The sequence below is a fragment of the Capilliphycus salinus ALCB114379 genome, assembly GCF_047276495.1.
Lineage (GTDB): Bacteria > Cyanobacteriota > Cyanobacteriia > Cyanobacteriales > Microcoleaceae > Capilliphycus > Capilliphycus salinus.
The window spans coordinates 5,873,234-5,889,849 of record NZ_CP178543.1; the positions used below are offsets into that span (position 1 = coordinate 5,873,234).

Here is a 16,616-nt window from a genome sequence, read left to right on the forward strand (position 1 = left end):
AAAGCGAAGCGGGAACTTTTTATCTTAGAGGTATAGGCTTGGCGGTGCTTATAGACTCAAACTGAAATGAATTCCGGGGGGACAGTCCAACCTCAAATGAGATTACAGACTTGCAACTCGGTTTTTGTAGCCCTTACTACAATTTAACCCCTTTGTTCTGAGATGACTAGAGTAAAGTTACAGAAATTCATTCAAGGGGACAGGGGACAGAGAACACAGAACAGGCAATCATGCAATCATGCAACGCCTCTTGTAGGGGCGCGGCTCCGAGTAAATCTATGTTTTCGGTCGAAATAACTTACATAAACCCGCCCCGGAGTCGAGAGAAGTTGTGATGTAAGCCGGGAAATCGGAGGAACGGAGATTTCCAATGTTGACTTGACAATTTAACACAATTATTAAATAATGATAAGCAACAGGTCTGAGGAAGCCTAATGAGACACCAAGCTGTTAGAGCTAGACTGTACCCAACAACTGAACAACAAGCGGTACTGGCTCAACATTTTGGTTGTTCCCGTTGGTGGTGGAATTATGCACTAAATTTGTGCATTGAAACCTACAAAGCAACGGGGAAAGGGTTGAATCGTGCCGCCTTGAACGCTTACTTGCCACAACTCAAACGTGCCGAAGAAACAGGTTGGCTGTCAGAATGCTATTCACAAGTATTGCAAGCCACAACGGTTAACCTGGTGACAGCTTACAAAAACTTTTTTGATGGTCGGGCCAAATACCCGAAATTCAAAGCCAAGAAAAATAGGCAGTCAATCCAATATCCTCAATCGGTCAAGGTTGTTGATGGTTATCTAAAATTCCCCGGTCGATTGGGAACTGTAAAAGCTCGGTTTCACCAACCGATGCCAGTGGTGGGTAAAATTAAGACCGTAACCGTCAGCATGACTCCTTCCGGGAAATATTATGCTTCTGTGCTGATTGAGTTGGAGGGGGATAATCCTGTTCCTAGCACTGATGGAAAAGTAGCCGGGGTAGACTTGGGATTAAAAGATTTTGCGATTGTTCACGATGGCATCAAAACTTCTAAATATCCCAATCCCAAACATTTGGCAAAGCACGAACGCAACCTCAAGAGAAAACAGCAAAAACAACAGCGAAAACAGAAAGGGAGTAAATCAAGGGAAAAAGCCAGAAAACGGGTGGCTAGGGTTCACGAACGGATTGGAAATGCTAGTCTTGACTACCTGCACAAGCTATCAAGAAAGCTTGTTGACGATAACCAAGTCATCGTAGTCGAATCACTCAATACATTGGGCATGGTTCGTAACCCCAAACTAGCCAAAGCAATTTCTGATGTTGAGTGGGGAACGTTTGTCAATTTATTGTCGTACAAACTTGAAAAAGAGGGCAAGGTACTGGTAGAAATAGATAGGTGGTTTCCCAGTTCAAAACTCTGCTCAAACTGTCATTTTCAAATTGGTGAAATGCCGTTAGAGATTAGGTCTTGGACTTGTCCGAACTGCAAGACTCACCACGACAGGGATGAAAACGCAGCACAAAATATTAGAGCAGAAGGCATCAGAATCTTATCGGTCTCGGGAACCGGGACTGCTGCTGATGGAGGGGAAGTCAGACCAAAATCTGGGCGAAAGTCTAGGTTGAGGCATTCCCCCGCGAAGTCAGAAACCCCGCGGTCTATACCGCGGGCGTAGTTCATAATAAACAGTGAGGGTACATATAAAAGGTGAATACAAGCAATGAGACTGTTACATACAATGTTGCGAGTCGGCAACCTAGAAGAATCTAAAAAATTTTACTGTGATATTCTCGGGATGAAGCTCCTGCGTCAAAAAGACTATCCCGGCGGAGAATTTACACTCGCGTTCGTCGGTTACGGGGATGAAGCCGATCATAGCGTTATTGAGTTAACCTATAACTGGGGAACCGATCATTACGATCTCGGCAATGGATACGGCCACATTGCTCTGGGCGTAGACGATATCTACAGCACTTGCGAGCAAATCAAAGCGGCCGGTGGTAAAATCACCCGAGAACCCGGGCCGATGAAACATGGTTCAACCGTGATCGCCTTTGTAGAAGACCCCGATGGTTATAAGATAGAACTGATTCAACTTGGCACTCAAGGAAGCAGCCAAGAAAAAGAAACCGCAACAGCGGCCAGTTAACCCAAAATAAAGATAGAAGTAGGAAAACCGATAAAATTCGCTCTTGAACAATCGGATCAGCCAGTCAATTGGGAATTTTCCTGCTTCTATTGAAACGATTCCCTTTCACACCCCAAACCCCCAATTAAAAATCGCAAGATGCAACCGACTGATGAGAGCAAATTTACAGAAAAAGCCTGGGAAGCGATCGTTAAATCCCAGGAAGTCGCTCGTCGTTTTTACAATCAAAATCTCGAAGTTGAACACCTAATTATTGCTCTACTCGAACAAAATGGACTCGCTACAACGATCCTCCTGCGAGCGGGAATAGACCCCGACAACATAATCCAACAACTCGAAGCCTACACCAAACGTCAACCGCGAGTCGGAAAAATCGATCATCTCTATCTCGGTCGCGGCTTAGACTTACTACTCGACGTCGCCGAACAAAACCGACAAACCTGGGAAGATGAATTTATCTCCATCGAACACATTTTAATCGCCTTTACAGAAGATGAACGCATCGGCCGGCGTCTACTCGGTGGCGGAGGACAACAACAACAACAACCCCCCGGACGCCCCGGACGCCCCGGAATGGAACAGCGCACATCCCCTCGTTCTTCCGGTGTCCCCCCCGTTCGCAAAAAACTAGAAGACGCCATCAAAGCCACTCGGGGAAGCGCCAAAGTGGAAACCCAAAACCCCGAAACCGGTTATGACGCCCTCAAACGCTACGGTCGCGACCTCACCGAACAAGCCAAAGCCGGAAAACTAGACCCCGTTATCGGTCGGGATGAAGAAATTCGCCGAGTCGTTAGCTGTCTGTCCCGTCGCACCAAAAATAACCCCGTATTAATTGGCGAACCCGGCGTCGGAAAAACTGCGATCGCCGAAGGACTCGCCCAACGCATCGTTAACGGAGACGTTCCCGAATCCCTAAAAAACCGTCAATTAATCTCTCTCGATATGGGAAGTTTAATCGCCGGCGCCAAACTGCGAGGGGAATTTGAAGAACGCTTACGCTCAGTGTTGCGAGAAGTCACCCACTCCGACGGTCAAATCGTCCTATTTATCGACGAACTGCACACCGTTGTCGGCGCCGGAGGCGGAGGCGGTACCGGACGCTCGGGCATGGATGCCGGCAATCTACTCAAACCGATGTTAGCACGGGGCGAATTGCGCTGTATCGGAGCAACCACCCTCGACGAATACCGCCAACATATCGAAAAAGACGCCGCCCTAGAACGACGGTTTCAACAAGTATACGTCGATCAGCCTTCCCCCGAAGATACCATTTCCATTCTGCGAGGACTCAAAGACCGCTACGAACGTCATCACGGCGTTAAAATTACCGACTCGGCTTTAGTCGCCGCCGCCATGCTGTCGAGCCGTTATATCAGCGATCGCTTTTTACCCGATAAAGCGATTGATTTGGTCGATGAAGCCGCAGCCCAATTGAAAATGGAGATTACCTCCAAACCGGTAGAATTAGAACAAATCGATCGCCGGGTTATGCAGTTAGAAATGGAGAAACTCTCCATCGAAGGCGAAAGCGATCTCGCCAACGGAGACGGTCTGCATCAAAAAGATTTGGCGGTTAATGTTCGACTCGAACGCATTAAACAAGAAATCGACAATTTGAAACTCAAGCAAGAGAAATTATCCTCTCAGTGGAAGTCGGAAAAAGAGTTACTCGACGGAATTAATACCCTCAAAGAAGAAGAAGAAAAGCTGCGGGTTCAAATCGAACAAGCCGAACGAGATTATGATCTTAATAAAGCCGCACAGTTAAAATATGGTCGGTTAGAAGCCGTTCACCGCGATCGCGAAGCCAAAGAAGCCGAACTGCTCAAATTACAGTCTCAAGGCTCAACCCTGCTGCGAGAACAAGTCACCGAAGCCGACATCGCCGCGATCGTGGCAAAATGGACCGGCATCCCCCTCAATCGCCTGTTAGAATCCGAACGGCAAAAACTCCTACAACTCGAAAGCCACCTCCACCAACGGGTGATCGGACAAAAAGAAGCCGTAGCCGCCGTTTCTGCCGCCATACGCCGTGCTAGAGCGGGAATGAAAGATCCCAACCGTCCGATTGGTTCGTTCCTGTTCATGGGGCCGACAGGGGTCGGAAAAACCGAATTGGCTAGAGCCTTGGCAGAGTTTTTGTTTGACAGCGAAGATTCTCTGATTCGGATCGATATGTCCGAATACATGGAAAAACACGCCGTTTCCCGTTTAATTGGAGCGCCTCCGGGGTATATTGGCTACGATGAAGGCGGTCAACTCTCCGAAGCCGTTCGCCGCCATCCCTATTCGGTGATTCTGTTTGATGAGGTGGAAAAAGCCCATCCCGACGTGTTTAATATCCTCTTACAGGTGTTAGATGACGGCCGCATTACCGACTCCCAGGGACGGAAAATAGACTTCCGCAACACGGTAATTGTAATGACGAGTAATATCGGCGGCGAATATATTCTCGATGTCGCCGGAGATGACTCCCGTTATGAAGAAATGCACCGTCGGGTGATGGGGGCTTTGCGATCGCATTTTCGCCCGGAATTTCTCAACCGAGTCGATGAAACGATTTTATTCCATGCGTTGAATAAGTCAGAATTGCGTCATATTGTCGCCATCCAAGTTAAGCGGCTGATGCGGTTATTAGTCGATCAAAAAATTAGTTTGGTGTTGTCTCAAGAGGCAATGAATTATATTGCCGAAGTCGGTTACGATCCGGTTTACGGCGCCAGACCCTTGAAACGGGCTATTCAACGGGAGTTAGAAAATCCGATCGCCACTTTCTTGTTAGAACAAAAGTTCGTTGCCGGAGATACGATTTATATCGAACGTTCGGAGGAGGGTTTATCTTTTAACAGCCAACCCCCAGTTTCCGAAACCGAAAAGCGATCGTCTCCAGTAACGGCCATTACCAAAATCGTTCAACCGGAAGCCTAAACCCACCTTCAAACGCGATCGCCAAATCAAGGGGCTATTGTCAATTTACACAGTTGATGTGTGGGGAAATCCGAATTCCTTCTTGGGGGTTCACCCATTTCCCAAAAGGGATCGCGATCGCACACAATAGTCCCAGAATAACGTATTTCTAGAGCATTAACCGTATAACCTATGACCGTACTCGAACAGGGAACGATTACCATCCACACCGAGAATATCTTCCCGATCATCAAAAAATCCCTTTATACCGATCACGAAGTATTCTTTCGGGAACTCGTCTCTAACGGCGTTGACGCCATCTCCAAACTGAAAACCATCGCCCGATCTGGCGAATACTCCGGGGAAATGGGCGAACCCGAAATTACGGTAGAAGTTGACAAAGACAACAAAACCCTCTCGATCACCGATAACGGCATTGGCTTAACCGCAGATGAGGTAAAAAAATACATCAACCAAGTTGCCTTCTCCAGCGCCGAAGAATTCATCCAAAAATATCAATCCAACGCCGATAACGCCATTATCGGACATTTCGGCTTGGGCTTTTATTCCTCCTTCATGGTCGCCCGACAAGTCGAAATCGATACATTATCATACCAAGAGGGAGCCGAAGCGGTACACTGGACCTGTGATGGTTCGCCCCAATTTAAACTCGAAGACTCCAACCGCACCCAACGGGGAACCACCGTCACCCTCACCCTGATGGATGATGAACTCGAATACCTCGAAGACAGTCGCATTCGTCAACTGGTGAAAACCTATTGCGATTTTATGCCGGTTTCCATCAGAATGGGCGGCGAAACCGTCAACCGTCAAAAAGCGCCCTGGAGAGAGTCACCCAGCAACCTCACCGACGAAGATTATTTAGATCTCTACCGCTATCTCTATCCCTTCCAAGAAGATCCCCTGCTGTGGGTTCATCTCAACACCGACTATCCCTTTATTGTCAACGGCATTCTCTACTTTCCCAAACTGAAGCCGGATGTTGATGTTACCCAAGGCAATATTAAACTGTTTTGTAACCAAGTCTTTGTTAGCGATCACTGCGAAGAAATCATTCCCAAATTCTTGTTACCGTTGCGGGGAGTAATTGACAGCACCGACATTCCCTTAAATATTTCTCGGAGTGCTTTACAAACCAACCGCACCGTTCGCAAAATTGCCGATTATGTGGCGAAAAAAGTCGGCGATCGCCTAAAAGAACTTTATCGAGACGATCAAAAAGAATACATCCGTTGTTGGCAAGATATCGGAACATTTGTTAAATTTGGTTCTCTCAACGACGAGAAATTTAAAAAGCAAGTCGAAGATATTCTCGTTTTTAGAACCACGTACAAACCCGAAACCACAGACGCACAAAAACCCGAAGAAGCAGAAGATGCTTGGGAATCTTCCGAGGAAAAAACGGGTAGTTTCGACGCCCAAGGAAACTACTACACAACCTTAAAAGAATATCTCGAACGCAACAAAGAACGCCACGAAAATAGCGTTTTTTACTGCACAGAAGAAGCAGCCCAAGCCACCTATATTGAACTGCACAAGAGTCAGGGTTTGGAAGTTTTATTCCTCGATTCTTTCATCGATACCCACTTTATCAGCTTCCTCGAACGCGAACACAGCGATGTGAAATTCCTGCGGGTAGACTCGGAAATTAACGACGAGTTGATTGACAAAGACAGTAATAAAACTGAAATTGTCGATCCGAAAACCAACAAAACTCGCAGCGAACAAATTAAAGAACTGTTCGAGAAGTCGCTGAATAAACCCAGAGTTAATATTCGCACCGAAGCCTTGAAATCAGAAGATACACCGCCGGCGATGGTATTACTTCCTGAAGCGATGCGACGGTTGCAGGATATGACCGCACTATTGCAGCAACAAAAAGCCGAATTTCCTGAAGATCATGTTTTGTTGGTTAATACTTCTCACCCTTTAATTCAAAATCTCGCGAACTTGAGTCAGGGAAGTATTGAAGGGGCGGAATCTCCTTCTGCGGAATTGGCAAATATGATTTGTCATCACGTTTATGATTTGGCTTTAATGGCACAAAAAGGCTTTGATGCGAACGGTATGAAATCTTTTGTTGAACGTTCAAATCATGTGTTAACTCAGTTAACCCAACGGGCGGTTTAATTAAACTCTCCCCCGCCCCCGTGACCCCCAATAATGGCAGGGCCGTTTCAAAGTCGGTAAACATTTGCTATTAACCTCTCCCCCAACCCCACTAACCCCCACCAACCTCCCCGATCCCCCCTTAATCCCCCCTTAAAAAGGGGGGTTGGAGGAGGCCAATCGTTCCCTCTCGATTAATAAATAGTCCCATTAGGGACACCTTTTCCCACTAACCCCCACCAACCTCCCCGATCCCCCCTTAATCCCCCCTTAAAAAGGGCAGGGCTGTTTCATTCTAAAATTTTGCGATCGCGAGGAGCTAAAATTGGAAGCAGTTTCACCCCTTTTTTCTTCAGAACACCTAAAATCTTAGAAAAACATAGCGATCGCCTGACTCAAACGGCTTGTTCCACTCTGATTCTTAAAGGCGGGAATTGAACAATAAAACTGGCGATCGCGCCGGATGTAAAATGATAGCAATCGCCAGTTTTTTCTTAAATTTTATCTATGGATAGTCTAATTAAAGAACTTAAAAAAGTCAAGGACTTTCGCCGCCGCCAGGGCAGAAGGCATCCATTATGGTTGGTGCTATTGATAGTAATTTTGGCAGCGATGCAGGGATACTTAGGGTATAGAGCGATGGGAGATTTTGCCAAAGCCAATCAACAGCTAATTGTTAAAAAATTTAAGATTTCATCCCCAAAAGTTCCATCTTCATCAACCATAAGACGAGTTCTGATGGGAGTAGACTGGTCAAATCTTCAGGACATTTTTAATCAATGGTCTAGTAGTCTATGTGAATCTGATGATTTGAGGGATTGGGTCTGTATTGATGGCAAAAGCTTAGGCAGCACTGTAGACAATTTTGGCAACTCTCATCAAAACTTTGTTTCATTTGTTTCCTTGTACAGTCAAGAATATCAAGTTGTATTGGGATTAAATTGCTTTGAGAACAAACGCTGTTCAGAAATTAAGCAAGTCCAAGAAATCATCGAAGATTTTCCCCTGAAGAATCAAGTATTTACTCTGGATGCTTTGCACTGCCAAAAGCAAACCGTTAAAAAAATTATTGAATCAAAAAATCACTACTTAATCACCGTCAAAAAGAATCAAAAAAAATTGTATCAAGCTCTAGAGTCTGTCGCCCACAATCAAGAGCCTTTGAGTATCAAGATAGAGCAAGATAAAAGTCATGGTCGCCAAATTCAACGCCAAGTAGCTGTCTTCAAGAGTATAGATTCCCTGAAATCTAGTTGGTATGAAATTAAAAGCTTAATCCGAGTTGAAAGATGGGGTAAAAGAGGTAAAAAGGACTATCATCAAGTCGCTTACTACATCAGTAGCGTTTGGGAAAAAGCCGATTATTTTTCTGAAAAAATAAAAGGTCATTGGCAAATTGAAAATCGCTTGCATTGGGTCAAGGATGTGATCTTCAAAGAAGATGATTCTTCTATAGCTCACTTTCAAGCACGAACGAATTTATCGATTCTTCAAACTATTGCAATTAATCTTTTTAGACTTTTAGGCTTTGTGTCAATTACAGAGGGTCAAAGATGGCTTAATAACAGGTGGTCTAGGCTTTGGATTTTGTTAGAATGAAACGGCCCTGCCTTAAAAAGGGGGGTTGGGGGAGGCCATTCGTTCCCTCTCCTTGTAGGAGAGGGCTGCGGTGAGGTGGAAGGGGGAGAGGTAGGAGAGGGTTAGCCAGAGGTCGTTGGGGAGTCAGAGGTGGCGATCGCAGGCGTTGCAGATTTACATTCATCTCAGGAATTTCTAACACCAGACAGAGGCGGAGATTTCGCGGTTCTACAGGTGAAGCAATATAATAAAGGTTTGGACTGTAAGTAAAATGTTAATTTGGAGGTATTATGTCTCGTAGATGTCAGATTACCGGGAAAAAGGCAAATAACGCAATGGCGGTCTCTCACTCCCACCGTCGGACCCACAAGTTACAGCAACCCAATTTACAATGGAAGCGGGTTTGGTGGCCTCAAGGAAAGCGTTGGGTGAGATTGAAACTTTCCACGAAGGCGATTAAAACCCTCGAAACTAAGGGTATTCACGCAATGGCGAAAGAAGCAGGACTCGATCTTAATAAATTCTAGATCTAAAACCGGGGAATTTATTCCCCGTCTAAAAACCCAAGTCCTCTTCAGAGGACTTTATGTATTAGACAGAGATTTGAATCTCTGGTCTAAAACTTTTGTGTTTATCCCCCCTTGCCCCCTTGATCCCCCCCCCGAACGCCACCCCCCTTTTTAAGGGAATCCCCCCCCGCGAACGCCACCCCCCTTTTTAAGGGAATCCCCGCCGCGAACGCCACCCCCCTTTTTAAGGGAATCCCCCCCGCGAACGCCACCCCCCTTTTTAAGGGAATCCCCCCCGCGAACGCCACCCCCCTTTTTAAGGGAATCCCCCCCGCGAACGCCACCCCCCTTTTTAAGGGAATCCCCGCCGCGAACGCCACCCCCCTTTTTAAGGGAATCCCCCCCGCGAACGCCACCCCCCTTTTTAAGGGGGGCTAGGGGGGATCAAGGGGGGATTCCCGATGATAGGGAGATGGAGATCTAAAGCGAACAAACGATCACAATGCGATCGCAGAAGTTAACACCCCTCGATGAATTTAACCGGTGGCGATCGCTTTTTTGTTTGTTTTGGGAAGAATAACAATAAATTCTGTATGCGTGGCAAATTGAACGGGACTGTGATCCATCACACAGCGTTGATGTGACAGGGGGAACGCCCCAATCTCCAAAAGATTTGCTATTTATCTCAATTTGCCAGAAGACCCTCACTTTCAGTGACGGTCGGGAATGGCGCGATCACCTGATATCATAGCAGAAGTAGTTTGGTAAGAAATGTGCTAAAGGCGTATAAATACCGAATATATCCCACCAACAAGCAGAAAGACCAGTTAATTCGGTCAATGGGTTCTGCTCGTTGGTTCTATAACTACGCCCTTAACTTAACTTCTCAAACCTATAAAGAAACGGGTAAAGGTTTGAGTCGCAATGACATCATCAAGCTTTTACCCGGCTTAAAAAAAGAGCATGAGTGGTTAAGCGAACCGCCCTCTCAGTGCTTGCAGCAAGTTGCCCTAGATTTGTCGAGTGCATTTTTAAATTTCTTTGAGAAACGGGCTAAATATCCCAACTTTAAAAAGAAACACAACAAGCAGTCGATTAGGTTTCCTCAAAGGGTTAAATTGCAAGGTGACTATTTGAAATTACCGAAGTTAGGAAAAGTTTACTGTAAAGTCTCTCGACTACCAGAAGGGACAATTAAATCAGTAACAGTTTCACTAACTCCATCGGGTCAATTTTATGCCTCATGCCTGTATGACAATGGCAAAGAAAAACTCACAATCAACGTTGACGGAAAAGCGATTGGAATTGACTGTGGGTTATCGCATTTTGTAATTACTTCTGATGGAAGTAAGCATGGTAATCCTAAGTATTATCGAAAATATGAGACTAAGTTAGCCAAGAAACAAAAGCAACTGAGCCGTAAGGTGAAAGGTTCCAAGAACCGGAACAAAGCTCGAATTAAAATTGCCAAGGTTCACGCTAAAATAACTCGTTGTCGAGAAGATTTTCTACACAAACTAAGTCGTAAATTAGTTGACGAAAACCAAGTCATTGCGGTAGAAAATCTAGCGGTCAAAAACATGGTCAAAAACCATAAACTCGCCAAGTCAATTAGCGATGCAGGTTGGGGACAATTTTGTACCCTGCTCAAATACAAAGCGGAATGGGAAGGAAAAGTCTACATCGAGGTTGATAGATTCTTTCCCAGTTCAAAAACTTGTCATGTTTGCCTGAATCAAGTAGGTAGTCTACCTCTTGAAATTAGAGAGTGGACTTGCTTGAATTGTCAGACTGAACATGACAGGGATATCAACGCCGCGATAAATATCAGAGAAGAAGGTTTACGACTTTTGAGCCAGTGCGGTCTTGACGGTCTCCGTCGAAGAGCAACTGGCGTGGCGGGAGGGCCGGAGCGCGACCGCTTCTGGAGTTCGAGTAAGACCAAGCAAAGGCACTGCTTTTGCAAGGCGTTAAACTGTGAAGGAAGAATCCCTCGCTAAAAGCGATGGGAGTTGTCAAAAGAGGTGTATCCGACTGGATTTTTTCTGGTCGATTCTGTCCCCGGAACCGAAACTTAATCTAATTTTCCCTCCTGGGAAACGGTAACGGGCAAATGTGTAAACGGATAATCACAAATCTAAATTAAAAATTAAAGCGTTAAGCTAGAAATAAGCTAACCGTGTCTTATCCCCTCGTAGTAAAACCTTAAATTCGGGTTGGGGTTTTGTCCTCATCCCACCACCAGCAAACCCAACGTGACTGAGAGTCAGGACACATCTATGTCTAAGCACAAGAAGTCAAATTTGTCAATATTATCTTTATTACAGAATGTGTATCGGTCAATCCGGAAAACCATTCAAAGACTGATGCGATCGCTGTTGAGAACTTGGATAAGGATGAACCGTCGCGATCGCTATGGTCGGGCGGGGTTTGTGTTGCCAACGGTAGTAATGGTGTTGTTGGTGGTGGTGTTGCTGACCATCGCGATTACTTTGCGATCGTTTGATCGGGCGAAAGTTGCTCAGTATCGACGGGTAGATGAGGCGGTATTGCAAGCGGCAACGCCGGCGTTGGATAGAGCCAGAGCGAAGTTAGAAGACTTGCTCGGTGGTGGAGACGAAAGCCGAAAAGTGGGTCTATCGAGTCGAGGTATTCCTAGCGAGTTATCGTTGTATACAGCTTTGGGTGATGATAGCTTATACAATTTTCCCGATGAGGAACGTTTAACAGTTAAGTTTGAAATCCCCGATCCCGATATTGATGACAAGCAGTGTGACTCAACAAATGTCGATGACTGTAATCAAATGAATACCGCTTGGCGTTTCCCGGTTGATACCGATAACAATGGTCAGTATGACAGTTTAACCTATTACGGGATCTTCTTCCGCACTCCTCCAATCGGACCCGATGGGGAAACAAGAGCGAGAGTTCCTTTAGATGCGAGAACACCCCCTGTAGATACCGGTAATCTCTCCGATGTTTGTGCTGCGGCTGAGGGGACTTCTGCATCGTTGCTTGGGGAGAAAGGTTGGGTAAAAACCAGTGGTTTACTGAAAAAAAGCTTTTTTATCTATACGGTAACAGTACCAATAACTGAAGATGATCCTCGTCCCAATATACCAGGTAATTACGAGAATTTTAAAGGGACTCCTGGATTTTCTGCATTAGAATTACAACAAGACTACGGCCGAGAACCAATTGTTAATAACGCCGTAATTTACGAAGATGACCTGGATCTATCACCGGGTACGGAATTTAACTTAAACGGTCGTATCATTACCAACAGTAACTTTATCGTTACGCCTCTTCGCAATGACAGGGATGTTAAGCTCTATTTAGTCAGTTCACCGGCTTCCTGTTTCTATACAGCCGATAATAGCAAAATTCAAGTGGCCGGAAATGTGGTCGTCGGTGCAATTAACCGTGGTGATGCTAGACCGATTGAGGTTCATCTTTTCGACCCCGGTTTAGAAGCCGGACAAGAACCACAGAAAAAAGACCTAACAAAAGAGAATGACTCTGTAAGTAATGACCCTCAGGATGTGTTGTACAACTCTCTAGCTTATGAGAAACGCATTCAGGCTTTGGTGACGGCTGATCCTAGTAAGTTAGCGGATGACTACAGGGAAATGACGCGCAAAGTTCCTTTTAAAGAAGTAGCAATAGATAAGACGGATACTGCAACTGCAACAGTACAAGATTATAACGGAGAGAAAGGGCCGAACCTGGAGGCAATGCTACCCGTGAACGACCAGGGGCTGAGTGCAAATACAACCTTGGGCTTAGAAAAAGATAATTTACCTGCAAAAGAACCTATTGACGACAACAATCAAAAAGAAGAATACATTGGCGATCGCATTTTAGTTGGAAATAACCTACCCTGGCGATATTTCTTTAATGGAAAATGGCAAGAAAGCCGAAACGACGATCCAATGACCATCGAGGGAGGTAAATGGGCAGGAAATGTGGACGGACGCTATCGGAAAAGTCAGGTGGCAGATATCCCCAATACAGGACAGACCGCCCGTGATGGCGACTGGGAAAAAGACGCGGTTCGAGATCCTGAAAAACCCGAAGACGGGGTAGGGGGTGTATTGATCGTAACTGGGGCGGGAGTCTATAACCGACAGAAGTCCTTCTTACCTCCTCCGGTTCCGGCAACGATGAATGTTGATGAAGTGGATGGAGTTTACAAACCTGTTGCTAGTGGTGGCGAGCCTTTTACCGTTGTCTGGCCGGATACAATGCCGATGTCGCCTCCCTATGACCAAAATGGTGATCCAATTCCGGGGTCTAAAATTTACGACAATAGTGGCTTGTATGATGATGATGGTTGGACTCCCGAGGATGATTTTCTGAATTTAGTCCAAACTCCTACTTGGAGAGATACACCAGATTGGATTCCTCCCCTTGATCCCCTAGCAGCAGACGACCCCAACCCTAAAGGCGACTTGCGGATGCGAACAACAATTGTTTATCACTACGCATCAGCAGCAGAAGAAGGGATTAATGACAATCTGAAGGTAGACATTGCCGGTGAACCGACGAGTTTAGGGAGGGAGGCTCTTGTACCCTACGCCTGTGTCAGCAGCTACTACGACCCCTCAAGCAGCTTCACTGCAAAAAATGAAAGCGGTTTACCCTGGAATGCCTCAGCTATAGCTATAAATACAGGTCGCTCAAACAACGGGATAGTTTACAAGCTTTACGAATCCCCACCCTCCTGGGATGATACCGCTCTCGATAAACAAGCTAAACTCATCTATCCAGATGGACGGTTAGTGAATGAAGCCCTGTATCGAGCATCGGAGAAAGGTTACACCAGCAGCGAACTCACCCTCGAAGAACACGCAGCAGTTTATTCTGCTCAATGTTCGTTGGATATTTTAAACGGTACTGCAACTCCAGTTACAAGCGATGATGTTGGCGATCCTCTAACACGCACAACACAACTCTACACCAGTATTCCTGATGGTGCAATTCGCGAAGCGACTCTGTTAGACGCCAGACAAGCCAAAGCGTTCGATCAGAATCTGACAAGAACAGTGGCCGATGAAACCTTTAGCTTGCGAGTTAACCCAGATGGTACTGTTGCAGATGCAGCAGATCCTCCTCCAGAGTTGGAAGAAAAATACAGACAACCTTTAGAAAATCGCTATCCTCTAGAAGTTCGGGTGACTCAGCTTGATCTCAATGCGTTGAGAAATACAACAGTCACTCAAAATTTACCCGAAGACAAAGGGCCGACAGTTAACGGTACTGAATATCTTCTGCCCTTGAGTGGTATTGTTTACGCAACTCGTGATGATGCCTTACCGGATTTTACGAATGAAACGGTTGAGCAAAGTGCCGCAGACTATAAAATCGATCCGACTCGTCGTCCCAACGGCATCATGCTGATCAATGGCGAACGATTAGCTAGAAATGATGCAGACGACGACGGTCAAAACGACAAAACAGACCCCACCCAAGAAGAAGTGGTCAATGAAAAGGGTTTAATTTTAGCCAGTAATGTACCGGTGTACATCTGGGGTAATTTTAACCTTCATACTCACGAAGAATTTGATGATAAATTATTTCCTCAAGACCAGCAACCAAACTGGGATGACTTTTACGATCGCAAAGAGCTTGATCCTCTGTTTGCTTGTCGCAAAGGAGATCCTAGATTACCTGCCTGTAAAGACGCAAACGATACAGATGACTGGCGACAAGCAACGGTTCTTGCTGATGCGGTAACGTTACTGACTCGAAATGATGGCAACCTGAAAGAAGGCTTTCGATTCGGTTTCCGCAACGAAGGAGATTTTGACCTCAGAAATAATGCAGGTAATGTGGTGATTGGCGGGGGTTATAACTTTAATTCCACAAATAACACTCTGACTGATTCAGTTACCGAAAATGCTGTGGGTCTTGACTTGGATGAAGATGGTGTAATCGAAACAGACCCAATCCCAGAAACGCAAATCACCGCTAAAATGGCTCGACTGTTAGCAGGTTTCAATCCTTATAACGATTATGTTGTTAATGGTTTGAGTAGTGGTTTACCTTTTGATACCAATGAAGACGGTACTTTTAATACAGGTAACGAACCCAACGAATTGTACAATGATGAAGATTACCGGGTTAACGATGAAAATCCGGCTAATAGTTCCTACTTCAACAACTTTGTTACCCCGATTCAACGTCGGCGAAACTTTTCAGAATATGTAATGGAAATCTGTCTCAAGTTGCCTGTTTCAGCTTGTCAGCCGGGAGATTGGGTTGTGATAGATAAAGATGATCCTGATCCTAATAATCGCAAGACTGCATCACAGGCTCTTGCTGATGGTGATGGTATTGATGATATTGATGGTTCTGGTACAACAGCTAGACCACCAGCCCCAGATTATCAACGTTTTCCTCGTCGGGTTGCTTTTAAACGAGACGCCAGTTATAACTTAGATTCTACAACTCCAACTCCATTAGGAATCGCTGGAGGAGATATTGTTGATACTACTCCAGACAAAACAGACAATGCTCTATGGTTCCAAACCCGAAAGGGAACTGGAAATACTACCAAAGACTGGGGGTCTAATCATCCGTTGTGGTATTACAAGCCGGGTCCGACATCGACGGACAGAAATACAGCCCGCACTACTTTTACTCCAAATACACAGCAACCCCTATTAGTTCCGGTGTTACAGATTCAGACAGGTCAGGGCAACGAGAGCGATCATACCAAACCTGACATCCCTAACTTTCCATCAACCAAAGACGTTGATGAAGAGTCATACTGGTTGCAAGGATCATCTAGAGCAGGGGGAACATTCAATCTAATTGTCGGTACTGGTGATACCCCACCCAGACCCGGAGAAATTAACGGAGGTCTGAACAACTTACCCCGCACCCTAGAGAACTTTTTCAGCGGACAAAAATCATCATCACGGGAAAGTCTAAACATCGTTGGTTCGTTTGTTCAAACCGGACGGAGTAGATACGCAACCGCTCCCTACCAAGCGATGACCAGCGATGCAGGCCAGAGACATCCGGCGATGTTTGGTAACACAGACAGTAATCGAGGGCGGGTTTACCGAATTAACACCACAGACGGACGGACTCCTTTCTTGGTACCGCCTAACCGAAATTGGGGTTTTGATGTCGGTTTGCTCTCCCAACCCACCGACCGTTACGCCAGCAAGTTCACTCAAGCGAGTCCCGAAATTGATGACTACTTCCGGGAAGTCAGCCGAGATGATCCTTGGGTAAAAGCTTTGTTGTGTTCAAAAGCTGGCGGAAACCCTGCTCTAGCTCGTAATGGTAACAGAGTTAAATTAACCGGAACAGATTGCAGCGATTACGGTGGCTAATACGG

The 16,616-nt window shown here is 45.7% G+C and carries 8 protein-coding genes; all 8 read left to right on the plus strand.

The features are described from left to right. Positions 1-434: 434 nt before the first annotated feature. The 8 genes from ACL6C3_RS23825 (at position 435) to hpsA (ending at position 16,611) form a co-directional block, all read left to right on the plus strand. Positions 435-1,664 (plus strand): RNA-guided endonuclease InsQ/TnpB family protein, encoded by a 1,230-nt coding sequence (locus ACL6C3_RS23825; RefSeq protein WP_413161708.1) that lies wholly within the window; start codon positions 435-437, stop codon positions 1,662-1,664. A gap of 45 nt (positions 1,665-1,709) precedes the next feature. After that, positions 1,710-2,138 carry a lactoylglutathione lyase gene (gene gloA / locus ACL6C3_RS23830; protein ID WP_413161709.1) on the plus strand — a complete coding sequence of 143 codons (429 nt, stop codon included), beginning with the start codon at positions 1,710-1,712 and terminating at the stop codon, positions 2,136-2,138. Positions 2,139-2,276: 138 nt separating this feature from the next. Then, a complete protein-coding gene (locus ACL6C3_RS23835) occupies positions 2,277-5,069 on the plus strand; it encodes an ATP-dependent Clp protease ATP-binding subunit (protein WP_413161711.1) in 2,793 nt (930 codons plus the stop codon). Between the two features lie 171 nt (positions 5,070-5,240). Further along, entirely contained in the window at positions 5,241-7,199 is a 1,959-nt protein-coding gene (gene htpG / locus ACL6C3_RS23840) for a molecular chaperone HtpG (RefSeq protein ID WP_413161713.1), read from the plus strand. Between the two features lie 486 nt (positions 7,200-7,685). Then, positions 7,686-8,777, plus strand: coding sequence for an ISAs1 family transposase (locus tag ACL6C3_RS23845; RefSeq protein WP_413160293.1), 1,092 nt, complete (start codon positions 7,686-7,688; stop codon positions 8,775-8,777). 269 nt (positions 8,778-9,046) lie between these two features. After that, positions 9,047-9,283: a 50S ribosomal protein L28 gene (gene rpmB / locus ACL6C3_RS23850; protein WP_413161715.1), complete on the plus strand. Its 237-nt coding sequence runs from the start codon at positions 9,047-9,049 to the stop codon at positions 9,281-9,283. 755 nt (positions 9,284-10,038) lie between these two features. Beyond that, on the plus strand, positions 10,039-11,265 hold the full coding sequence (locus ACL6C3_RS23855; RefSeq protein WP_413168407.1) for an RNA-guided endonuclease InsQ/TnpB family protein: 1,227 nt from the start codon (positions 10,039-10,041) through the stop codon (positions 11,263-11,265). A gap of 330 nt (positions 11,266-11,595) precedes the next feature. Next, positions 11,596-16,611, plus strand: coding sequence for a hormogonium polysaccharide biosynthesis protein HpsA (gene hpsA, locus ACL6C3_RS23860; RefSeq protein ID WP_413161717.1), 5,016 nt, complete (start codon positions 11,596-11,598; stop codon positions 16,609-16,611). The last annotated feature ends 5 nt before the right edge of the window (positions 16,612-16,616 follow it).